The sequence below is a fragment of the Methyloparacoccus sp. NF-16 genome (assembly GCF_056880625.1).
In genome coordinates, this window is record NZ_CP174130.1 from 2,302,594 (window position 1) to 2,326,421 (window position 23,828).

At 65.3% G+C, this 23,828-nt stretch carries 25 protein-coding genes; 22 read left to right on the forward strand and 3 right to left on the reverse strand.

Annotation, left to right across the window (positions count from 1 at the left end):
- Nucleotides 1-464: 464 nt before the first annotated feature.
- The 5 genes from ACH5N8_RS10960 (at nucleotide 465) to ACH5N8_RS10980 (ending at nucleotide 7,926) form a co-directional block, all read left to right on the forward strand.
- A complete protein-coding gene (locus ACH5N8_RS10960; RefSeq protein ID WP_483281335.1) occupies nucleotides 465-1,076 on the forward strand; it encodes a type IV toxin-antitoxin system AbiEi family antitoxin domain-containing protein in 612 nt (203 codons plus the stop codon).
- A gap of 95 nt (nucleotides 1,077-1,171) precedes the next feature.
- Nucleotides 1,172-2,644 (forward strand): DUF3375 domain-containing protein, encoded by a 1,473-nt coding sequence (locus ACH5N8_RS10965; RefSeq protein ID WP_483281336.1) that lies wholly within the window; start codon nucleotides 1,172-1,174, stop codon nucleotides 2,642-2,644.
- Between the two features lie 31 nt (nucleotides 2,645-2,675).
- A complete protein-coding gene (locus ACH5N8_RS10970; RefSeq protein ID WP_483281337.1) occupies nucleotides 2,676-3,350 on the forward strand; it encodes a DUF4194 domain-containing protein in 675 nt (224 codons plus the stop codon).
- Entirely contained in the window at nucleotides 3,347-6,724 is a 3,378-nt protein-coding gene (locus ACH5N8_RS10975) for an ATP-binding protein (protein ID WP_483281338.1), read from the forward strand. The genes ACH5N8_RS10970 and ACH5N8_RS10975 overlap by 4 nt, the downstream gene beginning before the upstream one ends.
- On the forward strand, nucleotides 6,721-7,926 hold the full coding sequence (locus ACH5N8_RS10980; protein ID WP_483281339.1) for a DUF3322 domain-containing protein: 1,206 nt from the start codon (nucleotides 6,721-6,723) through the stop codon (nucleotides 7,924-7,926). Before ACH5N8_RS10975 ends, ACH5N8_RS10980 begins: the two co-directional genes overlap by 4 nt.
- A gap of 21 nt (nucleotides 7,927-7,947) precedes the next feature.
- Here ACH5N8_RS10980 and ACH5N8_RS10985 read toward each other — a convergent pair whose 3' ends face one another.
- Together ACH5N8_RS10985 and ACH5N8_RS10990 are read right to left on the reverse strand one after the other, a co-directional pair.
- Nucleotides 7,948-9,192 carry a type II toxin-antitoxin system HipA family toxin gene (locus tag ACH5N8_RS10985; RefSeq protein ID WP_483281340.1) on the reverse strand — a complete coding sequence of 415 codons (1,245 nt, stop codon included), beginning with the start codon at nucleotides 9,190-9,192 and terminating at the stop codon, nucleotides 7,948-7,950.
- On the reverse strand, nucleotides 9,192-9,560 hold the full coding sequence (locus tag ACH5N8_RS10990) for a helix-turn-helix domain-containing protein (protein ID WP_483281341.1): 369 nt from the start codon (nucleotides 9,558-9,560) through the stop codon (nucleotides 9,192-9,194). The genes ACH5N8_RS10985 and ACH5N8_RS10990 overlap by 1 nt, the downstream gene beginning before the upstream one ends.
- A gap of 750 nt (nucleotides 9,561-10,310) precedes the next feature.
- Here ACH5N8_RS10990 and ACH5N8_RS10995 point away from each other — a divergent pair.
- From ACH5N8_RS10995 to ACH5N8_RS11075, 17 genes are all read left to right on the forward strand, one after another.
- Nucleotides 10,311-11,072 (forward strand): hypothetical protein, encoded by a 762-nt coding sequence (locus ACH5N8_RS10995; protein WP_483281342.1) that lies wholly within the window; start codon nucleotides 10,311-10,313, stop codon nucleotides 11,070-11,072.
- A gap of 110 nt (nucleotides 11,073-11,182) precedes the next feature.
- Nucleotides 11,183-11,401: an AlpA family transcriptional regulator gene (locus tag ACH5N8_RS11000; RefSeq protein WP_009461157.1), complete on the forward strand. Its 219-nt coding sequence runs from the start codon at nucleotides 11,183-11,185 to the stop codon at nucleotides 11,399-11,401.
- Between the two features lie 41 nt (nucleotides 11,402-11,442).
- Nucleotides 11,443-12,309 carry a ParA family protein gene (locus ACH5N8_RS11005; protein WP_483281343.1) on the forward strand — a complete coding sequence of 289 codons (867 nt, stop codon included), beginning with the start codon at nucleotides 11,443-11,445 and terminating at the stop codon, nucleotides 12,307-12,309.
- Entirely contained in the window at nucleotides 12,293-12,541 is a 249-nt protein-coding gene (locus ACH5N8_RS11010; protein WP_483281344.1) for a hypothetical protein, read from the forward strand. Before ACH5N8_RS11005 ends, ACH5N8_RS11010 begins: the two co-directional genes overlap by 17 nt.
- A complete protein-coding gene (locus ACH5N8_RS11015; RefSeq protein ID WP_483281345.1) occupies nucleotides 12,534-14,174 on the forward strand; it encodes a ParB family protein in 1,641 nt (546 codons plus the stop codon). Before ACH5N8_RS11010 ends, ACH5N8_RS11015 begins: the two co-directional genes overlap by 8 nt.
- Nucleotides 14,175-14,191: 17 nt before the next feature.
- A complete protein-coding gene (locus ACH5N8_RS11020) occupies nucleotides 14,192-14,752 on the forward strand; it encodes a DUF2857 domain-containing protein (RefSeq protein ID WP_483281346.1) in 561 nt (186 codons plus the stop codon).
- 2 nt (nucleotides 14,753-14,754) lie between these two features.
- Nucleotides 14,755-15,948: an STY4528 family pathogenicity island replication protein gene (locus tag ACH5N8_RS11025; protein WP_483281347.1), complete on the forward strand. Its 1,194-nt coding sequence runs from the start codon at nucleotides 14,755-14,757 to the stop codon at nucleotides 15,946-15,948.
- Between the two features lie 126 nt (nucleotides 15,949-16,074).
- Entirely contained in the window at nucleotides 16,075-16,374 is a 300-nt protein-coding gene (gene relB / locus ACH5N8_RS11030; protein ID WP_009618210.1) for a type II toxin-antitoxin system RelB family antitoxin, read from the forward strand.
- Nucleotides 16,361-16,648, forward strand: coding sequence for a type II toxin-antitoxin system RelE/ParE family toxin (locus tag ACH5N8_RS11035; protein WP_483281348.1), 288 nt, complete (start codon nucleotides 16,361-16,363; stop codon nucleotides 16,646-16,648). Before relB ends, ACH5N8_RS11035 begins: the two co-directional genes overlap by 14 nt.
- A gap of 28 nt (nucleotides 16,649-16,676) precedes the next feature.
- The gene (locus ACH5N8_RS11040; RefSeq protein ID WP_231522032.1) at nucleotides 16,677-16,868 is read left to right on the forward strand and encodes a hypothetical protein; all 192 of its coding nucleotides are present in this window, start codon (nucleotides 16,677-16,679) and stop codon (nucleotides 16,866-16,868) included.
- A gap of 119 nt (nucleotides 16,869-16,987) precedes the next feature.
- Nucleotides 16,988-17,767 carry a PFL_4669 family integrating conjugative element protein gene (locus tag ACH5N8_RS11045; protein WP_483281349.1) on the forward strand — a complete coding sequence of 260 codons (780 nt, stop codon included), beginning with the start codon at nucleotides 16,988-16,990 and terminating at the stop codon, nucleotides 17,765-17,767.
- Nucleotides 17,764-18,312, forward strand: coding sequence for a DUF3158 family protein (locus ACH5N8_RS11050; protein ID WP_231522034.1), 549 nt, complete (start codon nucleotides 17,764-17,766; stop codon nucleotides 18,310-18,312). Before ACH5N8_RS11045 ends, ACH5N8_RS11050 begins: the two co-directional genes overlap by 4 nt.
- On the forward strand, nucleotides 18,309-18,692 hold the full coding sequence (locus ACH5N8_RS11055) for a single-stranded DNA-binding protein (protein WP_004362284.1): 384 nt from the start codon (nucleotides 18,309-18,311) through the stop codon (nucleotides 18,690-18,692). The genes ACH5N8_RS11050 and ACH5N8_RS11055 overlap by 4 nt, the downstream gene beginning before the upstream one ends.
- A 294-nt stretch (nucleotides 18,693-18,986) precedes the next feature.
- Nucleotides 18,987-21,017, forward strand: coding sequence for a DNA topoisomerase III (locus ACH5N8_RS11060; protein ID WP_483281350.1), 2,031 nt, complete (start codon nucleotides 18,987-18,989; stop codon nucleotides 21,015-21,017).
- 803 nt (nucleotides 21,018-21,820) lie between these two features.
- The gene (locus ACH5N8_RS11065; RefSeq protein WP_277887586.1) at nucleotides 21,821-22,072 is read left to right on the forward strand and encodes a hypothetical protein; all 252 of its coding nucleotides are present in this window, start codon (nucleotides 21,821-21,823) and stop codon (nucleotides 22,070-22,072) included.
- Between the two features lie 25 nt (nucleotides 22,073-22,097).
- Nucleotides 22,098-22,490 (forward strand): hypothetical protein, encoded by a 393-nt coding sequence (locus ACH5N8_RS11070; RefSeq protein WP_231522038.1) that lies wholly within the window; start codon nucleotides 22,098-22,100, stop codon nucleotides 22,488-22,490.
- A gap of 221 nt (nucleotides 22,491-22,711) precedes the next feature.
- Complete coding sequence (locus tag ACH5N8_RS11075; protein ID WP_483281351.1) at nucleotides 22,712-23,428, forward strand: DUF5983 family protein; 717 nt, start codon at nucleotides 22,712-22,714, stop codon at nucleotides 23,426-23,428.
- Between the two features lie 59 nt (nucleotides 23,429-23,487).
- On the opposite strand, the gene ACH5N8_RS11080 is transcribed toward ACH5N8_RS11075, so the two are convergent.
- Entirely contained in the window at nucleotides 23,488-23,733 is a 246-nt protein-coding gene (locus ACH5N8_RS11080; RefSeq protein ID WP_483281352.1) for a hypothetical protein, read from the reverse strand.
- Nucleotides 23,734-23,828 lie beyond the last annotated feature (95 nt).

Genomic DNA, 23,828 nt, shown 5'->3' on the forward strand with positions numbered 1-23,828 from the left:
AGCGAGTTGAGTGCCATGTTTCCCATCGGGCCCCGGCTCCCCCAGCAACAATGCGGAATCGGGAAGCTCCGCATTGCGATGTACCACCTGATGTACCGGTTTTGACCGGCTGTCAGTGGATTTCGCTGGACGTCACTGGAGCGGATTTTTCTGGAAAAACCGAACCGTGACAATGACTTGCAACACTCCATGAACGTCCTTGGAACGCCCCGGAAAGTCGAAGTGGAGCGGGTGATGGGAACATCACGCCGCACTCAAATCGTTGATTGATAACGAGTTTATTCCGTTGGCGCTACGGAATCAGGCCAGATTATGTACCGGTCGAACCGCGTCGGCAACCAGATCCTGTCCGCATTTGTCTGCGGACATTCACGATCAGTCATCAACGCGCGCTCCAGGCAGACGAGTTTCATTCCATCGTTTGATGTATAAGATCAACGAAATCAAGGAACATCTTTGGGGCGATGGAAAGATCCTCACATGCCCAGCGCGCCCTTGCCTTGCTCCACAAGCAGGGCTTCCTGCGCACGAGCGACTTGGACACCATCGGCGCGCCGCGGGTGGTGCTGACACGTCTGTCCACTTCCGGGCAGTTGGAGCGTGTCGGGCGCGGCCTCTACCGTTTGCCAGGCAACCCCATGTCCGAGCACGAGGACCTTGCGACTATCGCAGTCAAGGTTCCCAAAGCCGTGTTCTGCTTGCTGACGGCACTCCAGTTCCACGAACTAACCACGCAACTGCCTCGCCAGGTTTGGATTGCTATGCCCCGTGGCAGTCACACCCCACGTATCGAGCACCCGCCGATCAAGATGGTGCAGATGGCGGGTGATGCCTATGCCTCGGGCATTGATGAGCACGAACGCGACGGCGCCAGACTGCGGATCTACAGTGCCGCAAAAACCGTGGCGGACTGCTTCAAGCACCGCAACCAGATCGGCCTGGACGTGGCCATTGAGGCGCTGAAGGCTGCCTGGAGGACACGCAAGGCTTCAGCCGATGACCTATGGCGCCATGCCAAGGTCTGTCGGGTCGCAAATGTCATGCGTCCTTACCTGGAGGCGGTTTCGCATGAGTGACCACGCTGCCTTGATTCACGCTTGCCGGGCGAGCCGATCCGTAAATTCGGATCGAGACGTCGTTGTCAACGAACGGCTCGAATAGGCAGCCCATCATGGCACTGGACCACCTTACGCTCACGACATACCGCGATCGGCATCCTGCATGGCGATTGCTGGCCTCGCCACATGCGCCATTGGTAGCAAGCTTCCTGTACCGGGTGTTCGTTGCACCGAACGTGCGGCTGACGAGCGAAGCGGATCTGGCAGAAATGCTGGAAGACGAGTTGTTTGCCCTGCGCGAACAGCTCGGTGCCGAGGCGTATCCGAAAGCCGCAATCGACTACCTGAATGACTGGTGCGCGCCGGACAAGGGATGGCTGCGCAAATTCTACAAGCCCGGCACCGACGAGGCCCAGTTCGATCTCACCCCTGCCACGGAAAAGGCCATCGCCTGGCTGGTGTCGCTGACCGAACGGCCTTTCGTCGGTACCGAATCGCGCCTGCTGACCTTGTTCGCGCTGCTGGAGCAGATCAGCACCGGAAGCGAGGCCGATCCAGCCAAGCGCCTGGAGGAACTGCGCCGCAAGCGCGATGAGATCGACGCCGAGATTGGCCGCGTCCTGTCCGGCGATGTGCCGCTCATGGATGACACGGCCATCAAGGATCGCTTCCTGCAATTCCAGCAGTTGGCGCGCGAACTGCTGAGCGATTTTCGCCAGGTGGAACACAACTTCCGCCAACTCGACCGCAGCGTCCGCGAGAAGATCGCGTTGTGGGACGGGAGCAAGGGGGCGCTGCTCGACGAGGTCATGGGCGAGCGCGACGCCATCGGGGATTCCGACCAGGGGCGCAGCTTCCGTGCATTCTGGGACTTCCTGATGTCCAGCCGTCGCCAGGAAGAACTGTCCGCACGGCTCGACCAGATCCTCGGCCTGCCCGCCGTGGTTGCGCTCAAGCCGGAGCCGCGCACCCGCCGGGTGCACCACGATTGGCTGGAAGCGGGCGAACATACCCAACGCACGGTAGCGCAGTTGTCGCAACAACTGCGCCGCTTCCTGGATGACCGGGCCTTCCAGGAAAACCGCCGCATCCTCGAACTCTTGCACGGCATCGAAACCAAGGCGCTGGCCTTGCGCGACATGCCTCCGGCCGGCGACGTGATACGCCTCGACGAGATGGGCGCGGACATCGCCTTGCCGCAGGAACGCCCCCTGTTCGCGCTTCATGCCAAGCCACGCCTGGCGGAACTGGTCCTTGAGGACGGTGACGACGACATCGACACCGCACGCCTGTTCGACCAGCACGTCGTGGACAAGACCCGCCTGCGTCAGGCCCTGCGGCAGGCATTGCGGCAGCAGTCGCAGATCAGCTTGCGCGCGTTGCTGGAGACTCAGCCGCTGCAACAGGGATTGGCCGAACTGGTGACCTGGCTGGAACTGGCGCACGCGGGCAGCCGCGGGCTGGATGGCCTCAGGGCCACGGTGGATGACGACGTGCAGGAGATCGTCGAATGGGCCATGCAGGACAGCGATGGCTCAACGGTACGACGGCGGGCGCGAATGCCCCGCGTTATTTTTGCGCGTTGAATGCAAGCTGCGACGGATAGAGCGAAGACCCATGAACGATATGCACCAGGATGATCCAGAAGGCAGTACCGAGTCCCGCCCGCCCGTTGTCGCGGAACTCTCGCGACTGATGGTGCATTTGCTCAAAGGCGTGTTGTACCGTCAGGACGACGAGCGCCTATGGGCCAGCCTGTTGAGCCTGCAAGCGCGGGTGCGTGAGCAGGCGGCGGTGCTGTTGCTGGATCTGGTACTGGACGAAGCCGAGGGTCACGCCTTCCTCAAAAGTCAGCCGGAGCCGGAGGATGCGGACGCCACACCCCGTCCGCCACGCCTGATCGCGCGACGGCCGCTGTCCTACCCGGTCAGCCTGATGCTGGCCTTGCTGCGCAAGCGCATGGCCGAATCCGACGCCAGCGGCGGCGATACCCGGCTGGTGCTGTCGCGCGAGGAGATCGCCGAATTGATGCGCGTGTTTCTGCCGGACGGCACCAACGAGGCGCGCCTCGTCGACCAAGTGGATTCGACCATTACCAAGGTGGTGGAACTGGGCTATCTGCGCAAGCTCAAGCCCGTTGCCGGCGCAGCTCAGCAGGCACCTCGCTACGAAGTGCGGCGCATCCTCAAGGCGTTCGTCGATGCACAGTGGCTGGCCGACTTCGATGCGCGCCTGGAGGGCTATCGCACCGCATTGTCAGGTGCCGATCGCGACAAGGAAGCCGGCCGATGAACGATTTTTCGCCACAGGAGCTCGATTTCGTGGCCGACGACAGCCGCGTCGGCTTTCGCCTGCAGCGGCTGGAAGTCCTGAACTGGGGCACATTCGACCGGCGTGTCTGGTGCTATGAACTCGATGGGCGCAACGGCCTGCTGACTGGCGACATCGGTTCGGGCAAATCCACCCTGGTCGATGCCGTCACCACGCTGCTGGTGCCAGCGCAACGCATCGCCTACAACAAGGCCGCAGGAGCCGAGACGCGTGAGCGATCACTGCGGTCCTACGTGCTGGGCCACTACAAGAGCGAGCGCGTTGAGACCACCGGCAGCGCCCGCCCGGTGGCGCTGCGCGACGCCACCAGCTACAGCGTGATCCTGGGCGTGTTCCGCAACGAAGGCTACGGTCAGTCGGTCACGCTGGCGCAAGTCTTCTGGTTTATCGAACCGCAGGGCCAACCTGAACGGTTGTTCGTCACTGTCGAGCGGGAACTGTCGATCACCGACCATTTTTCCGGATTCGGCAGCGACATCAACGGTCTGCGCAAGAAGTTACGCGCGATGGGCTGCGAACTGAACAAAAGCTTCCCGCCCTACGGCGCCTGGTTCCGCCGCCGTTTCGGCATCGAGCACGAGCAGGCGCTGGAACTGTTCCATCAGACGGTTTCCATGAAATCGGTTGGCAATCTGACCGATTTCGTGCGCAGCCACATGCTCGAACCGTTCGACGTGGGGGGCCGCATCGAGGCACTGCTCGGCCATTTCGATGACCTCGACCGCGCCCACCAGTCGGTGCTCAAGGCCAAGCGCCAGATCGAGTTGTTGACTCCGCTGGTGGAGGATGGCCTTCGCCACGGGCAAATAGCCGCCGAGATCCAGGCGCTGCGCGAAGGACGCGATGCATTACGCCCGTACTTCGCCGGCTTGAAGGCAGCACTGCTGGAGAGGCGCCTGGAATTGTTGACTCAGGATGCGACGCGCTGGGATGCCCGCATCAAGCAATCGGGAGAGCAACGAGACAACGCCCGAATCGAGCAGGGGAAGCTCGAAGGCGCACTGCGCGAGAACGGCGGCGACCGGCTGCAACAACTCGCTGCCGCCATTCAGCAGCAGGAGGCCGAAAAACAGCAGCGGCAGGAGAAAGCCGACGCGTACACCACGCTATTGACGCGCATTGGCGAAGCAGCGCCGGGAGACGAAGCTGCTTTCATGACACAAAGATCCACCATCGGAGAACACGCCGAAGCGCTGCGTACAAGCATTGCGGACCACGATACGCAGATCAATGAAGACGGCTATGCGCTGCGGCGGAGTCAGGAAGAACACAAAGCGCTCAGCGACGAGATCGACAGCCTTGCGCGTCGCAAGAGCAATATCGACGCGGCCCAAGTGCGTATCCGCGAGGCATTGTGCACCGCCCTGTCCATCGCAGAGGAAGACCTGCCCTTTGCCGGTGAACTGATCCAGGTGCGCGAGGACGAACGCGACTGGGAGGGCGCGGCCGAACGCCTGCTGCATGGCTTCGGCCTGTCCCTGCTGGTGCCGGATGTGCACTACAAGGACGTGGCCGATTGGGTGGAACGCCAGCACCTTGGCACGCGTCTGGTGTACTTCCACGTGCGTGCGCGCAAGTCCACGCAGGCCGTCAGCCTGCACCCCCAGTCGCTGGTGCGCAAGCTGCTCATCAAGCCCGACACGCCGCACTACGATTGGCTGGAACGCGAACTGCACCACCGCTTCGACCTGGCCTGCTGCGACAACACCGAGCAGTTCCGCCGCGAGACCCGCGCCATCACCCGCGCCGGACAGATCAAGGACCCGAGTGGGCGCCACGAAAAGGACGACCGCCGCCGCATCGACGACCGCAGCCGCTACGTGCTGGGCTGGAGCAACGCCGACAAGCTGCGCACCTTGCGCGACGAACGCGAGGGCTTGGAACAGCGACTGGGCGACATCGGTCTGCGCATTGCCAACACACAGCGATTGCGCAGGCAATGCCAGGCGCAACTGGAGGCCTTGGCCAAGCTCGAAGTCTTCACCCGCTACAGCGAAATTGACTGGCAGGCACCGGCACGCGAGATTGCCCGGCTGACCGAGGAACGCGACCGCCTCAAGGCGGCCTCCGATACCCTGCGGGAACTGGAAAGCCAACTGGCGCAGGTCGTTGAGCGCCTGAAGGAGATCGAAGACGATCTTGGCGAGGCACAAGGCAAACGCGGAGAAATCCGCAGCAAACACGAAACTGCCCAGGCACAGCATGCGCAGGCTCTCGAAATCCAGACGCAAGCCGCACTCGACGACATGTTGCTGCAATCTCTTGAGGGCTGGCGCGCCGAAGTCCTGGGCGACCACCAGCTCACGGTGGAGTCCTGCGACAACCGCGAACAGGACGTGCGCAATGGCTTGCAGGCGCGCATCGATGCCGAAGACAAGCGTCTCTCGCGCCTGACCGAACGCATCATCAACGCCATGCGCGGTTTCAAGGAGGCCTTCAAGGCAGAGACCGCCGAGATCGACATCAGCCTGGCCGCGCTGCCCGAGTTCGAGCGCTTGATGAAGGATTTGCAGCACGACGACCTGCCGCGCTTCGAAGCGCGTTTCAAGGAACTGCTCAACGTCAATACTATCAACGAGATCGCCAACTTCAACGCCCAGCTCGCGCGCGAGCGGGAAACGATCAAGGAGCGGGTCGATGTCATCAACCAATCCTTGCAGGTGATCGACTACAACCCCGGACGCTACATCCGGTTGCTTGCGCAACCCAGCCCCGATGCGGAGATCCGCGACTTCTTGCAGGATCTGCGTGCCTGCACCGAAGGCGCGCTGAGCGGCTCGGAAGACGAACAGTATTCCGAGACCAAGTTTCTGCAGGTAAAAGCCATCATCGACCGCTTCCGGGGGCGCGAGGGACTGGCCGAGATCGACCGGCGCTGGATGCAGAAGGTGACCGACGTGCGTAACGGCTTCCTGTTTTCCGCCAGCGAGCGCTGGCGCGAGGACGATGCCGAGCACGAACACTACTCCGACTCCGGCGGCAAATCCGGCGGGCAGAAGGAGAAGCTGGCCTATACCGTGCTGGCCGCCAGCCTGGCCTACCAGTTCGGCCTGGAATGGGGGGCGGTGCGCTCGCGCTCGTTCCGTTTTGTCGTGATCGACGAAGCCTTCGGGCGCGGCTCGGATGAATCGGCCCAGTATGGGCTGGAACTGTTCCGCCAGCTCAACCTGCAACTGCTGATCATTACGCCGCTGCAGAAGATCCACATCATCGAGCCCTACGTGTCCAGCGTCGGCTTCGTGCACAACGAAGGCGGCCGTGAGTCGCGGCTGCGCAGCCTGAGTATCGAGGAATACCGGGCACAGAAGGCCGCCACCACGGGAGGCGCTGTATGACATGGAGCCAGCCCGCCGACCTTCGCGCGCAGATCGAACGGCTGTGGCAGCGCGGCGAGTTGCTGCGTGCCGTGGTCGGCGACGGCACGCTGGGCTGGCCGTTGCGGCTGTTGCTGAAGTCGCCGTCCGCCGCCGATCTCAGCAACCGTTTCGATGCCGTGCGCGGCTGGGTGCGCGACATCAGCGCCATGCCACGCGTGCGCATTGAATGGCGCGAGTGGACGCACCGGGTGCAGGGACGGCAGCGCCTGCCGGACACGCTCTGGATCGATACGCTGGAAGACGCGCTGGCGATGATCGGCAAGACCGGAGATGCCCGCCGGTTCCAGGCGCTCTGGCAGCAAACTACCGAAGCGCAACCCGCACTGCTGCCGTGGCTGCACAGATCACCGTTGCAGACCTTGGCACTGGCCGAACACTGGCCGCGCCTGCTGGCCGTGGTGGCCTGGGTGCAAACCCATCCGCGCCCGGGCGTCTATCTTCGGCAGGTCGACGCGCCGGGCGTGGACAGCAAGTTCATCGAAGCGCATCGCGGTACGCTGGCTCAGTGGCTGGACCTGGCCTTGCCGACTGAAGCCATCGAGCCTGCTGCAACCGGGATGGCCGGGTTTGCCCGTCGCTACGGCTTTCTGGAGAAGCCCGTTCGCATCCGCCTGCGCTTGCTCGATCCGCAACTGCCCCAACTTCCCGGCTGCACCGGCCTGACCGACATCACCCTGGATGAGGACAGCTTCGCCGCGCTCGCCCTGCCTGCGCAGCGTGTCTTCATCACCGAAAACGAGGTGAACTTCCTGGCCTTTCCGCCGGTGTCCGGTGCCATCGTCGTGTTCGGTGCTGGCTATGGCTGGGGAGCGCTCGCCCGAGCCAACTGGCTGCATCGCGCCTCTCTGCACTATTGGGGAGACATCGATACCCATGGCTTTGCCATTCTGGACAGCCTGCGCAAGTATTTCCCGCTGGCCGCTTCGTTTCTCATGGACCGCTCCACCCTGATGGCCCACGCACTTCAATGGGGTGAGGAGCCCCTCGACAAACGCCATACGTTGCCCTTGTCCCGACTGGTCGATGATGAACCCGCTCTCTACGACGACTTGCGCGGTGATCGAATCCGGCCACAACTGCGGCTGGAACAGGAACGCATCGGCTATCGCTGGCTGTGCGCGGCGTTGGTCGCAACAGTCCGGGACGATTTCCGGCCGTAGCGGCATTTCCTGCCGGCGTTGTCAGGGCGTGGTCGATTCGACGAACGCCGGCTCGAAGTCCAGCAGGTCAGTGCCGCGCATGCCCAATCCCCGCGCCACCGCACGCCAGCCCGCCACGGACTGGGCCACTTCGCTCCAGATCGCCCCCGCTTGCGCCGCATCCAGCCTGAAGTACGGCGCCGCGGCCATCAGCATGTCCCGGCTGTCGATGACGCCGGTGTCCTCGGTCAGCCAGGTCTTGCTCTCCCGACGGTCGCCCGGCATCGGGTTCAGGTCGAAGGCCGGAGACAGACGCCAGCCGCGCTGGCGCGCGTCGTACAGGAAGCCGGTGTTGCGCAAGTGGTCGTCGGTGTTGCAGATCAGGAAATTGAAGACCAGCCGGCGCCACAGTTCGTGGATGTCGGCGATCGGATCGGCGCCGGTCTGGAGCAGCACATCCACCAGTTCGGTGTAGGCATGCGTCGCGTCTCGGCCATCGGACTGAAGCATCGTCGCGGCCGACACGTAGGGGATGCGAGCGCCGTCGTCGGTGCGGTCGAAACGCCGGATGATGGCGACCGCCGTGCCGCCGATCACTTCCACGCGGGCCGGCGCCACGCGGATGCCAGCCTTGGCTGCCAGTTGCATGGCCAGCACTTCGCCCCGGATCACGTCGCGCCGATCCGCCTGGCTGGGAAACTTGCCGACCGCCAGCCGGCCATCAGTATCCCGTACCGTGGACTTCGGTCTGGCGCCTCCCAGCGACGTGCCTTGCCCGAGCAGGTAGCGCAGGTCCTGCACGCTTTCCGTTCCGTCTTCCAGGGCGCGGGCCGCATGGAGCACCTTGTCCAGTTCCACCAGGGGCGGTACACACCGATTAGCTCCTCCGGCGCGCAGGTAGGCGCCAGATTGCGGATCGAACAGGCGCAGCGCACCGACGCGCGCCTCGTCATCCACCCACATCACGAAGTCCACCGGGTCCAGTGCAGGCGTGTCGCGGTCTTCCTGCCGCAGCTTCGCATGGGCGCGCCGGATGACGCGCTCGCCCCAGGCGTCGGGCGCGGTGTCCTCCAGCGCGAGGAAGAACACCTGCCGGGGATGCTGCACGCCGGCCACCGGCTGGAGATCGGGCGACAGCGTGAAGAAACGGGCATCCCGCAGCCAGCCTTCGTCGTAGCTGAACGCGCTGCGCCGGCCGCTGCCCAGATGCAGGCGCCCCACGACCAGGCCGCTGGCCCCCAGGTGGACTTCTAGGTCCGGACGTCGTGTGGGCCGAGGCGCTGCCATCAGAAGCCCTCCAGGTCATCGACAGGCGCGGGCGCATCGCCTTTGCCGACGACGGGTGCCGCCTGCCGCTTCCTGCCGGCAGAGGTGCGTACCCGCTGCGGCAGTTGCTCCCGCACCAGCTCCATGCCGAGCGCATCGTTCTCCAGGGTCATCGCCTGGGCCAGGTCATCGAGCCGGCCCAGCACGTGCAGCGCGCGCAGGAAGGTGTGCAGCGCGGTGCCGGCATAGCCATCTTCCATGCGCCTGACGGTGCTCAGGGACGTGCCGATGCGTTGCGCAAGGTCTTCCTGGCTCAGGCGGCGCATGCGCCGCGCTGCCGAGATGTCCTGCCCCAGGCGGCGCAGCGCGCGCGCGACAGGCTGCGGCATCGCCACCTGCGCGCCAGAACGTTTTTGCTCGGAAGAAGACATCTTTTATCGACTCAAATGTGAGCTTATTTTTCAAATAAGCATTCATATTTGAACGCAAAAATGGAGGGCAGTCAATCCAGTCCATGCCTGCCTCTTGCAGTTCTGGTGACCGCGCCGCTCCATTGCGAGCGGTCCTGTTCGGGGGGAGGTATCAGCGGGCTGCCAGCACCCTATGAGATCCGACGGGTGATCTCACCTCTTCACCGCTCAATTCCGTCGCAGGAGCCACCAAACGGCTCTTTCGCACGCGTGAGAGAAACGGGGAGTCATGCTTTGTCGATCTGGAGGCAGACCGCTGGAGTCTTGCCCGAAACCTCGTCCCACCCCGTCTAAGCGGCATCACCACACCTGATTCCGCCCGAACCGCGTCTGCTGACAGACCGTCGCTGTCTTGCACGCCGGTGACGACCAGGCTCTAACGCGAGAAGACCGAATCCGTCTTTCGCCTCGATGGCGTCTGTAGCAAAACCTCGTTATCGAGCCATCCTGCCATGAGCAGTCAACCCCTTGAAGCATACCGCCACGCAGAGGCTCGGTGCTGGTGGACAAGCGCCATATCGACAGGCGGCTGCTCTGGTGAACATCCGTCATCCCGGCCTTTCCCACAAGCCAAGCCGCCACCGTCTCGCGCCGTGAAGGCGCGTCCCGGCAGCGATTCCAATCAACGAGGGAAACAGATGTCCTGAATCCGGTTACCAGGGAGCAGCCATGCGAAAGCCACCGTCATCCGGCGCCCAAGCCAAGGTCTTCTACCGTCCGATCGAGGCGGCCATCCAGTGGACGGGGCTGTCGCGCTTCGAGCGCCGCATCCTCGATCTCGCCAAGGGTATGAACCGGCTGCCGGCGCACCCCGAACTGGCACGCTGGCCACAGCTTCGCCTGAACGCGGAACGGATCTACGACGCACTGGTGCACCTCGACCTCCCCTACGGCAAGGACGGCATCACGAGCAACGACCCCGCCTTGCTCGATGACCCCGGCCTCACGATCCGCCATGTCGACCTGAAGGCCTGGATCATCCGTTTCTATCCCGACCAGCGACCGGCCTTTCTGTTCGATGCCTTCGAGCGCCATCTGCACCCGGCTATCAGCGTCGACGCCGTGCAGGCACTGGTCATGGATCGCGAGGCGTTGAAGCTCCAGCTTGCCGACAGGGTGCAGGCCTGGGATGCGCTCTATGCCCAGTTCCAGACGCTCAGCCAGGAGCACCAGGCACGCGTGGAACGCGAGAAGCGTTCCGGGATGCCAGGCGCCCGCAGTGAGTCCACCTACCTCAACATCGTTGGCGGTCTTCTGACCCTGCTGCTGGGCAAGTCGCCCAATGGCGTTCCCTATTCGTCCTTCGAGACGCTGGAATCGGTCATCAGTGCGCTGGTTGCCCATTACGGCGACAAGTCCGGGATCAGCGAGCGAACGCTGTGGGCGAAGTTTTCGGCAGCCAAGCGTCATCTCGCCACCCAGGACCGCTGACTGCAAGTGCAGATGGCGAGCCTGCACTTGCGGTGACTGCGCGGGAACCGCACTATTGAATACGGGGCACGTCCATCACCGCCGCTACACAGCGCCAAGGAGTGCCCCTCGTGACTGCCCAGACCATCGCCACCGCGACGCCGAACGAACACCGCATCCTGCGCCGCGCGGAAGTCGAGGCCAAGACCGGCTTCAAGCGCGCCCACATCTACAACCTGATCAAGGAGGGTAAGTTTCCCAAGCCCCTGCGCCTCGGGGTACGCGCCATCGGCTGGGATTCGGTGGAGATCGATCAGTGGATCACCGATCGCCTCAGGGAACGGGCGTGAGCCTGCGCTGCGCCGGAATCCCTTCCACGAGGAGTCGCGCCATGCAGGTGGTATCCGTCATTTCGACCAAGGGGGGCGTCGGCAAGACGACCACAGCAGCGAACCTGGGCGGCTTCATCGCCGATGCGGGCCTGCGCGTGCTACTGCTGGACCTGGACGTACAGCCCACCTTGTCGAGCTACTTCACGCTCGGCACGCATGCGCCCGCCGGCATCTACGAGATGCTGGCCTTCAACGAGCAGCGTATCGAGCAATTGGCTTCGCAGACCGCTGTGGCGGGTCTCGACCTGGTGGTCTCGAACGACCACCGCGGCGAACTGAACACATTGCTGCTGCACGCACCCGACGGCCGGCTGCGCCTGCGTCACCTCCTACCCGCTCTGTCATCGCACTACGACCTGCTGGTGATCGATACCCAGGGAGCGCGCAGCGTGCTGCTGGAGATGGCGGTACTGGCCTCCAGTCTGGCGCTATCACCGGTAACACCGGAAATCCTGGCGGCACGTGAGCTGAGTCGCGGCACGCTGCAACTGATCGAGGACATCGCTCCATATCGGCACCTCGGCATCGAGCCACCGCCGCTGCGCTTGCTCATCAACCGTGTGCATCCGGTTTCGTCGAACGCCCGACTGATCCAGCAGGCCCTGCGACAAGTCTTCCAGGCGCACGCTGGCATACAGGTCCTGAACACCGACGTCCCGGCCATCGAGGCCTACCCACGTGCCGCAACACGAGGACTGCCGGTGCATCGCGTCGAGTACCGGCAACCAGTGGGCCGCAACGCGCCTGCGGCATTGGAGACGATGCGTGCGCTGGCGGGAGAACTGTTCCCGGCCTGGCGGGAACGCTTTGCGTGCGTTACCGGCAGAGGTCACGCAGGGAGAACCAGGCATGGCGAACGCGCATGAACTGGCGCGCGGCCAGGAGCGGCTGCGTACCCTGATCGAGTTCGCGCTGGGCGAAGGCTGGCACGTAAAACGCACGCGCGGCGGGCACCTGGTGTTCACCAAGCCCGGCTGCGCCGCGATCTACACCAGCTCGACCGCTAGCGATCACCGCGCGAGCCGCAACGCTCGCGCGCAGCTTCGCCGCGCCGATCGTCAGGCACCAGCGGCATTTCGGGAGAGCAGCGATGGCTGAGCCGACGCCTCAGGACATGGCCGCCAAGCTGCTGGCCAAGGGCTTCGACCGCAGCGGCCCGTCGGCTGCGACCTTGAGCGACCCCATCGCCGACACGCCGATGGTGGTGACGCTGGACGAACTGCGCCCCTATGAACACGATCCACGCGTGACGCGCAACCCAGCCTACGAGGAAATCAAGGCCTCGATCCGCGAGCGCGGGCTCGACGCACCGCCCGCGATTACCCGCCGGCCGGGCGAGGCGCACTACATCATCAGGAACGGTGGCAATACGCGGCTCGCCATCCTGCGCGAACTGTGGAGCGAAACCAAGGATGAGCGCTTCTTCCGCATTGCGTGCCTGTTCCGCCCGTGGCCGGAGCGCGGAGAAATCGTGGCGCTGACCGGGCATCTGGCCGAGAACGAGCTGCGCGGCGGGCTGACCTTCATCGAGCGGGCCTTGGGCATCGAGAAGGCGCGCGAGTTCTACGAGCAGGAAAGCGGCCAGGCGCTGTCGCAGAGCGAACTCGCGCGGCGGCTGACCGCCGACGGCTATCCGGTGCCGCAGTCGCACATCAGCCGCATGAACGATGCGGTGCGCCATCTGCTTCCGGCGATCCCGACGCTGTTGTACGGCGGATTGGGCCGGCATCAGGTGGACCGGCTCGCGGTACTGCGCAAGGCATGCGAGCGTACCTGGGAGCGGCGTGCGCTGGGCCGCACCGTGACCGTGGACTTCGCCACCTTGTTTCAGGATGTGCTGACGCAGTTCGACACACAGCCGGACGACTTCTCGCCGCAGCGGGTGCAGGACGAACTGGTGGGCCAGATGGCCGAACTGCTGGAGGCGGACTACGACACGCTGGCGCTGGAGATCGACGACAGCGAAAGCCGCCAGCGTGCGCTGACCAGCGAACCGGCGGCGCCTGTCGTGCCTGCTGCTCCTATCCCGCCGGTCTCCACGCCTCGGCAGCTACCCGCCTCGTCCGTACCGCGCGACACCACGCCGGTCTCGCCTGCGGCGTCAGCAGCGCCACCGCCTGCATCGCCCGAAGCGCCGCAGGACCAGCACGGACAACGCGACGAGCGCCTGCAAGGACACATCGTGACACCGGCACCGACCACCGAGCGCCTGCAGTCCATCCAGCGGATGGTCGCCGACCAGCTTGGCGACAAGCTGCCCGAATTCGAGGCCGATGCGCTGCGTGCGATCCCCGTACAAGTCGGCGGGCTCTATCCCATCTCGGACGTCTGGTACGTCGAGCCGGGGCTGGACGCACCGGATCGCCTGCGTGTGCACATCGCGCAGTTCGCGCGCGAAATCGGCGAGGAAGCGGCGGTTGCCGACCACATCGAGGCCAGCGACGGCGGCATCGGCTTTGTCTGCGTGGCGCCGGCCGTGGGCCAGGCGAAGGCGCTGCCTGCGTTCGCGCGGGCGGTGCTGACCCTGCTGCATGTACTGAGCGCGGCGCCGCCCGCCGCGAACGGATTGGACCGCGCGCGGCTGGCCGACGAGCTGGCGGCGCTGCTGCATGGCCACGGCAGTTCGACCACACGCCTGAGCGATGCTGCGCTGGTGAAGCTGTTCCGTCTGCTGCGCCTGGCGCGCCGGTTGCTGGATCTGGAAGCCGGCGTAGCGGGCCACGAAGCCTGAGCACAGGAGCCCCCCGTATGTCGGCACCGCACCCGCTCAACCAAGCCGTGATCGCCCAGGCCCTGCATGACCTGCGCAACGGCCAGTTGCGCCGCTGCAAGGCCATGGGCTTCGGCGAGGAGGAGTTGGATGCGCTGAAACACCCCGAACTCGTGAGCATGCTGGTGAATGCCACGGTGTCGTGGTGTTCGGTGTCGGTGAACCGGGAAGTACTGAAGCGGCTGCTGAGCCAGGTGCACGACGTGGAGCGGGAGATCGCCACGGTGGACCGCATGCTGCGCCTGGGGGCGAGCACGGAGATGGTCAGCAAGTTCTACGGTCTCACCCATCAGGAAGTAGCGCTGCGCCGCAACATCCTCGGGCTGCCCAAGCGCAAGGGCCGGCATCCGGTGCTCGACGAGGCGCAGGACGTGGCCTTGTGGGAACGCTGGAAGAACGGCGTCGCCGAGCGCCATGTCGCCCTGACCGACGACATGGCGATGCTGGCGCTGACCATGGACCTGGCCGAGGCGATGAGCCTGCCGATGTCGGTGATCTGGTCGGCGATACGGAACTGGATCGACCAGGGGCTGGTGTAGCCATGACCACGGCCGGCGCACCACGGCGCGAAGGCCCGGTTGCGCTGTCGGCGGTGTTCGACGAGGCGCTGCGGCACCTTGATCCGCAGGAACCTGCGCAGGGCACGGCGCCAAGCCAGGACGGGTTTCTCTACAGCGGCAACCGCCATGAGAGCGTGCCGCGCAGGCTGTTCCTCGACCGACGCCTGACGCCGCTGGAGCGCAACGCCTGGCAGGTGTTCCGCCTGCAGCTCAACGACGACGGCGTGACCGCCTTTCCCACCTACGACCAATTGCGCCCCTACCTGGCCTCGATGCCCTGCGCGGCACAGGCCTCGCACGAGACCGTGGCGCGCGCCCTGACGCTGTTGCGGCTGACGCGCTGGCTGAGCCTCGTGCGACGACGGCGCGACCCGAAGACCGGCCGCATTCAAGGCAACCTGTACGTGCTGCACGACGAACCGCTGTCGCCCTTTGAGGCGATGCAGCTCGATGCCGACTACCTCGGCCTGGTCAGCCAGGCGCTGACCCATGCCGCCAAGGCGGTGCAGATCGTGGGCATGAACACGCTCAAGGAGATTGCCGAAGACCCACTGCTCAGCGGCCGCACGCTGCCGACCCGCTTGCAGGTGCTGGCGCAGCGCATGGCGCGGCATGGCTGGACGACGCCAGGTTATCCACAGGAGGGTGCCGACCACGAATCCGAAGAAGGCCAGGAAGCCCTTCTTCGGAATGCTGCGCGCCCGTCTTCGGAATCCGAAGCGGGGCCGAAACCCGCGCCGGACGGCTCTCTTCGGATTCCGAAGGAGGACCGTACAGTACGTAATGATCGTATAAATGAAGTACGTACAGTACCGCGCGCGAGGGCCCTGCAGAACCTGCGGCTGCCAGACCGCTTCCAGCGCTTGAAGCACGAGCAGCAGTCCGGCGCGCTGGTGGCCTTGCGGCAGGTGGACGAAGCCCAGCGACAGGCGGTGCTGGACGAATGGGAGGCGCGCTGCTGCAACAGCTCGGTGCGCAACCCGGCTGGCTACCTGTTCGGCATCATCCAGAAGGCAATCCGAGGGGAGTTCAAGGCCTGGGCGGGCGACAGCGCCACGGTGCCGCCTGCTTCCCGTCCACCCGCGCCGGCACCGGTGCCATCGGCACCGCCGGTATCCCCCGAAGTGGCGCGCGCCCACCTGGCGCGGCTGCGTGCGGCCCTGCGCGACCCGTGACCGGCCGAGCTATCCCCAGGGGATAGCTGGGACAGGGAGCCTTCCGGCGGGGCAATCCGGCCACACCCTTGTCAAGGTCTCAATTGAGATACAAAATAGGGCTAATGCATAACAGGAGAAGCAACGATGGCCGCACAGACTTCGATGCTGCACATCCGTGTGGACGACAAGCTCAAGGCCGATGCTGCCGAGAAGCTCGCAGGGGTCGGCCTCACCGTTTCGGACGCCGTACGCATCCTGCTGACCCGTGTGGTCAAGGAAGGCGCACTACCGGCTGGCCTCACGGCCGATCCGGAGGCCTACGATGCCTGGTTCCGGGCGAAGGTCCAGGAGGCGCTGGCCGACACACGGCCGCCGGTGCCGCACCAGCAGGTCATGGACGAGGCGCAGGCCCTGATCGACAGGAAGCGGCGTGCGCGTACTTGAGTGGCGCGAAGCTGCCCGCGCCGACCTGCTGGCGATTGTTGACTACATCTCGGACGACAACCCCGATGCCGCGCAGCGGTTGAAGGACGACATCGAGGCCAAGGCCGCGAAGCTGCCGGAGCGCCCGAAGCTCTACCGGCCAGGCCGCGTGGCCGGCACGCGGGAAATGGTCGTGCGCTCGAACTATGTGGTGGTCTACATGGAAGACACTCGCGCGGTGTCCATCCTGCGCGTGTTGCACGCCGCGCAGCAGTGGCCGCCGACACGGGAGTGAAGGCGGTTTTCCTCACAGGAGATTTGCCATGAATGCCAAGGAGCCTGAAGCAGCCAAACTCAAGGCGCTGCAGGAAGCAGCCTGCATGGGCTGGGCCGACATCGCCGCCGGCCGCCATGCCGATGTCGCCGACGGCCAGCTCGAAGGTTTCATTGCACAGTTGGGACAGCAGGCGGCGCTTGGCGTCGCTACCCGCCGCGAGGCTATCCCCAGGGGATAGCTGGGACAGGGAGCTTTCCGGCGAACAAACCGGGCGGGCCTTGGATGCGGTTTCTTGACTGACGGCCTTCCGGCCGATGCCGATGCTGGCGACTCCGTTCCCCTACGCGAGTCGCCCACATGGCAAACGAACCCCTGCAACTGAATCTCGGATCGCTGCGCAGCGCGATGTCGCTGACGCTGCACACGCACCACGCCTCGCGCATCTGGCATGGCCGAGCGCCAGCGGAAGGACGCCCCGGCATCATCGGCCTCAACGGCTTCATCAGCGCGATGAACAAGATGAAGCGGGGTTCGGAGCAGGACGACCCCTACAGCGACTGGTGGATGCTCAGGGTCGAGGACAAGCTGGCCGATACCAAGACCCGCCTGCAGGCGCTGAGCGAGCAGGTGGACCAGGCGCTGGCCGATGTACCCCCGGCGCTGTCGCTGGGCGAGAACATGAACGTGCAGCCGGTGAAGCTGCCGCTGTTCGTCAACGCACAGCTCGGCTTCATGGCGGTGTACTTGCTGACTGACTACGATGACTTGGCACGCAAACTCATCCTGGCGCACCACACGGCGCTGATCGACCGCAGCACCCTGGAGCGCTGGCTCAATGATGGTGCGCACGCGTTGCGCAGCCTGTTCTCGCTGGCCCAGCAGTACCGCTACTCGGGGACGACACGCGACGACTTCGCGGCGAAGAACGCCGCGGCGAGAGCGGCATTGGAGAAGTTCGGCGAGCTGCCGCAGGACGTGTTGGAAGGCACGCGCCGCTCGCGCTTCGCGCCACCGATCGCGCGGCGGACAACCAAGCCCGGCACACCGCCTGTTGCGCCTGCCATCGAGCCCGATGCGCCAGTTCCCACGGACGGCGCAGCCGATGGCGCGGCGGGCGACAAGGGGGCTGGCGCATGACCGCATCGCCCCCCATCAGCCACTCCACGCGCTTCGTGGCACTGGAACAGGCGGACTTCCAGCGGCTGGAACACGCAGGCTACCTAAAAGGCCTTTTACAGCCTTTTAAGGGTAAGGGGCGTCTGGAGACCTGGGCCAGCCAGTGCGCAGCGCTGCGCGACGACGTGATTGGCCTGGCGCAGCGGCGAGTGCTGCCCCAGGCGCGCGCCTACCCCTTCAGCCTGCTCGACGTGCAGCTGGCCCAGCAAGCCACTGGCGCAGGGACGACCTTCCTGCGCTGGCGCAACCTGGACCGTTCCTCCATGGGCGTGGCGTTGTGGGAGGCCCTGCTGGCCAACCCCGCGACGCCGGCCTCGCTGATCGACGAGCTGTACGCGATCGAACTGCAGCGCATCGTGCTGAACATGCAGATCAGCCTGACCCACAGCATCGCTCGCCAAGCCCTGGAATGCGCCAACAAGGCCGCGCAGGCCGAAGCGGCTTACCTGCGGCGCGTCCACGGGCATACCGCGTCCGCTCCACCCACCACCAAGGAGTCACCATGAGCACGCACTTCGTCGGCGAGGGCAACATCGGTTCTGCGCCGGACTACCGCGAATTTCCGAACGGCAACGACGAGCCGCGCCGGCTGCTTCGCCTGAACGTCTACTTCGACAACCCGATCCCGAAGAAGGACGGCGAGTACGAAGATCGCGGCGGCTTCTGGGCGCCCGTGGAGCTGTGGCACCGCGACGCCGAGCACTGGAAGACGCTGTACCAGAAAGGCATGCGGGTGCTGGTCGAGGGCCGCACCGTGCGCGACGAATGGGAGGACGCCGACGAGAACGAGCGCGTCACGTTCAAGGTCGAGGCCCGGCGCGTGGGCATCCTGCCGTACCGCATCGAGTCGGTGGCGCTGAGCGCCAAGCCCGCCGGCGGACAGTAATTCGCCCATCGCCGTTTCCCCGAGGGCGGCTGTAGCAACCGTCATGCGCCCGCGATGCACCAGCGAGCTATCCCCAGGGGATAGCTCCAAGGTCATCCACGGAGTTCCAGCCGCCCTCCCGAAACGACGCGCTTGCTGCGCCAGCGCCGGCGGTCTATGCGCACCGCTGCGGCAACGGACCGCCTGCCGATCACAAAGCGGTGTCTGCATCAATCGGCTTCCTTGCTGCCGGCATCTCCTGGCCCCGCCAAGCTGACGCCCATCCGATGAACCGCACATTTCCAAGGAGGCTTCATGCGCGTGTTCCTGTGCGAGAAGCCGTCCCAGGGCAAGGACATCGCCCGTGCGCTGGGCGCTGGCCAACGCGGCAACGGCTGCTACAGCGGTGCCGGTGTCGTCGTGACCTGGTGCATCGGTCATCTGGTCGAGGCGGTTCCGCCCGAAGGCTACGGCGAACAATACAAGCGCTGGGCCATCGAGCAACTGCCCATTCTTCCCGAGCGTTGGCGTGTCGAGCCCAAGGCGGCGACCGCTGCGCAGTTCAAGATCGTGCTGCAACTCGTCGCCAAGGCAGGCGAACTGGTGATCGCGACCGACGCGGACCGCGAGGGCGAGATGATCGCCCGCGAGATCATCGAGCTATGCGGATACCGCGGGCCGATTCAGCGCCTGTGGCTGTCGGCGCTCAACGATGCATCGATCCGCAAGGCGCTGGGCGCGCTCAAACCGTCCGCCGAGACGCTGCCACTGTATTTCTCCGCACTCGCCCGATCGCGCGCCGACTGGCTGATCGGCATGAACCTGAGCCGGCTGTTCACCCTGCTCGGGCGTCAGGCCGGCTATACCGGCGTGCTGTCGGTGGGGCGCGTGCAGACGCCAACGCTGAAGTTGGTCGTCGATCGTGATCGCGAGATCGCGCGCTTTGTCTGCGTTCCGTTCTGGGCCATCGAGGTTGCCCTCTCGCATGCAGGCCAGTCCTTCGTCGCAAGCTGGACGCCACCCCAGGGCAGCACCGATGACGCCGGCCGTTGCCTGCAGCAGCCTCTGGCGCAGCAGGCGGCGGAGCGTCTGCGCGCGGCCGGCACCGCCCAGCTGCTGTCGGTGGAGACCGAGCGCGTGCGCGAAGGCCCGCCGCTGCCGTTCGACCTCGGCACCTTGCAGGAAGTGTGTTCCATGCAGTTTGGCCTGGACGTGCAGGAGACGCTGGACATTGCCCAGGCGTTGTACGAAACGCACAAGGCAACGACCTATCCGCGATCGGATTCGGGCTACCTGCCCGAGAGCATGCTGGCCGAGGTGCCGGCGGTGCTCGACAGCCTGGCCAAGACCGATCCCTCTCTGCGGCCGCTGATCGACCGCCTGGACCGCCAGCAGCGTTCGCGGGCCTGGAACGACGACAAGGTCACGGCGCACCACGGCATCATCCCCACGCTGGAGCCCGCGAACCTTTCGGCGATGAGCGACAAGGAACTGGCCGTCTACCGGCTGATCCGTGCGCACTACCTCGCGCAGTTCCTGCCGCATCACGAGTTCGACCGGACGGTGGCGCAGCTCATGTGCGGCGGGCAGTCGCTGGTGGCGGGCGGCAAGCAGATCGCGATGGCCGGATGGCGCCAGGTGCTGGCTGCGCCGACCCTTGACGACACGGACCGGGACGATGCACAGCGCAGCCAAGTGTTGCCGCCGTTGAAGGCTGGCGATGCCTGTCAGGTCGGCCAGGTCGAACTGAAGGCGCTGAAGACGCTTCCGCCCAAGCCCTACACACAGGGCGAACTGGTCAAGGCCATGAAGGGCGTCGCCAAGCTCGTGACCGACCCGCGCCTGAAGCAGAAGCTGAAGGACACCACCGGCATCGGCACCGAGGCGACGCGCGGCAACATCATCAGCGGGCTGCTGGCCCGCGGCTATCTCCTGAAGAAAGGCCGCGCCATCCGTGCATCGGATGCGGCCTTCACGTTGATCGACGCCGTGCCGGCCGCCATTGCCGACCCGGGGACCACGGCGGTGTGGGAGCAGGCACTGGACATGATCGAGGCCGGCCAGATGACGCTGGACACCTTCATCACCAAGCAATCTAGCTGGGTCGCCCAGATCGTGCAGCAGTACCGCGGCGCGACCCTGGACCTCAAGCTGCCGCCCGCGCCGAACTGCCCGCAATGCGGCACACCGATGCGCCAGCGCAGCGGCAAGAGCGGCGCGTTCTGGTCGTGCAGCCATTACCCGGACTGCAAGGGTACGCAGCCGGTCGAAGATGCCCCGGCAAACAAGCGCGGCGCATCCAGCCGCACCTCCAGCACACCGCGTCGGCGCCCCAGGGCGAACTGACGCCCACGTCTCCCGCTGCCACGCCGGATCTTGCCGACGGCGGGGCAAACCTCCCGCGCCCCGCGGGACTCCCCAGCGCGCGTTCCCTTCTGCAACGGTGTGCGCGTCCTGCACAGGCCTCACGGCTGGCAGGGCGAGAAGGTCATTGCTCCGTCGAATCGCGCGCAACGCGGTTCCGTTGATCCAGGTTGTTCCGTACATCCACGAGCGGTCTCCTGACGCCTTGGCCCGCAAGGCTGCGAGGTGCCAGGAGACCGCTTGCGGTCGACGGTATTCGGTGCCGGTGCCCGCCGGTGAAACAACGGGTTCCCTTTGTGTGTGGATGCACGCCAGAGGATGCCGGCCCCAGCCACGAAACGGGCCGGGTGAGATTGCTGACGCAGCGAATGGCCTTGACGACGGCCTGGCCTGCTTGCAGCCCACAGGTGGATTGATTCCTCTCCCGCCGAAGCCCTGCGGGGCTTCGGCGCCTTTGTCGTGGGCAGACGGATCGTGCATCGGTTCCTGCACCAGCACTCGGGGCAAACCGGACGGCGGGCGGTTCCGTTTGATCGGCGACGTTGCGCCGCCGCGCTTCCATCCTTCCCGCATGTGTCGCTGACGGTCGTCAGCACCATGCCCTGGCAGCCCCGGTCTTCAAGGCTGCAACGCGCCTCGCCGCGTTGACCGATCCAGTCCGCCTCGCACCGACCACCGCGGACGCGCGTCGCCACGACGCGGGTGCTTTCGATGTTCAACCTTCGGGAGGTCTCCGCTCCCGACAGGGCGTGGTGCTCCCGGTCTTCAACCACCAGGAGAAACCCATGTCCCTTGCGTTCGCATCGGCACCTTTGAGTGCTGAACAGGCCCGGGCCGAATCCATTGGCTACCAGGCCCTGGCCTACGTCGGCAAGCGCCTGCCCCTGCAGGTGCTCTGCAGCGCAGCCGGCCACTACATCGGCACCGCCGATGCGGATGGTCCCGTCTCGCGCGAGTCGATCAGCTACTTCCGCTCGCACCACGCCGCCGAGCACGCCCTGCAAACGGGCCGCTGGCAGCAGCGCCTCAACCCGTGATGTCCAACCACCAGGAGCCCCCGTCATGAACCGTGCCCTGCCTCAAGAGGTACTTGATCAGATCGAGCTGGAACACCAGCACTTCGCGGCCGCACCCCAAGCCTTCTTCGAGGCGTGGAAGCGCGGCGTCCACATCGCCGGTGCGGAATGGTTCGGCGACGGCACCCCCGAGGGTTTGCAGCGTGCCACCACCAAATGGGATCTGCGCCCGAACCTGCTGATGCTCAACGAGGCCCTCGGCGTCCTGAGCAGCGGCCAGCGGATGTTCCTGTCCGCGATGGTCAGCTTCTACAACGCCCGCGAGGGCGGCGCGATGCTCAAGCAGTGCGGCTTCGAGGGCCTGTCCGACTTCGGCGGCCTCGATCTAGAGCGGCGCAAGGTCATCGCCGACCTGATGCTGCACTACTGCGGCTGGTGAGCCACGCCCGGCACACCTCCATCCTTTCCTCCCATTCCACGAGGGGTATGCGTCCCCGCTCGGGGCCATGTCCCTCCTTCTTCACAGGAGCGGCCATGTCCCGACACCACACCATCCACTGACTTTCGCCGAAGCCGGCTGACCGGCTGCCACTTCACTCACGCGCTGGGGTTCAATCCCCAGCAGGGGATCGCCTCGGCCATCCCTTGCTGGAGATATTCATGTCCCATTCCAACAATCCCTTCGTCCGCAGCTACGATGGCCTGTCCGTGCAGCGGCTGCTGGCGATTTCCCACGACGACGACTGCCCGCTGAGTTATCTGCCGCTGCACGTCTCGCAGTCGCACCTGCCGGACAGCCAGGTCGAGCGCCATGCCTGCATCTTCTGCGATGACTTCGCGCTGATCACCGAGGGCCAGGACGTGCCACCCGAGTTGGATGCGCAATGCCGCAGCCACGGCATCGTCCGCACGGTGGTCTACGCCGTGATGGCCGAAGAAGCTGGCCAGCCGCTCCACGTGGGCGACACCTACAGCGAGGAAGCCGCCCGCGAGGTGGTGAGGCGCCTGAAATTCGAGACCGGCTACTACAGCCGGGCCTGGGAGATCAGCAGCGGCCACCTCACGGATGAGGCCAGCCGCTACCTGGCCGAACTGGCGGACATCGCTACGCCGACGCGCTTCCTGTTCATCGCCTTTCGCATCCCGTACTCCCCGGCAATTGGCGTGAAGCTGATCGCCACCCCATGGACGGATGACAACCTGCAACAGCTTGAAGGCATCACCGCTGCGAGCCTGCGGGAGGAACACCGCAGGAAAGGCATGCCCGAATGTCTGGTCGAGGTGCTGCACCTGGCCGCGCTGGCAGACGTACGCATGTTGGTGTTCGACGCCGATGCGCCGATCCTCGAAGGATTGGCGCTGTACGAAAACGAGTAGTCCCCTTCTGAGCCCCCGCGTGGGGCTCTTCTTCTTGATGGAACGCGGTGTCGAGCCGGTCAAGCGCCCTTGGCCAGCAGATACCCACCCGCTCCGATCATCGACGTGCTTGTCATTACGAGAACTGGCCGCTTGAAAGGCAAATCCTTGGAAGCGGAAACGACCGCACGTGCAGCCACCGCGTACGCGACGCCGCCCACGGCGACGACGGTGATTGCGGCGATGAGGCTTGCATCGAAGGCCATCAGAACGGAAGCGTCAACGAAGACAGGGGACAGTGCCGCATAGAAGAAAACCGCCTGCACACCCCCCAAGCATCAGGATCATGCCAGCAACAAAGCTTGCCCAGATGCTGCCGGCCTCATACGTCCCCCTGATCTTGGGAGGGGCCACGCGGCAG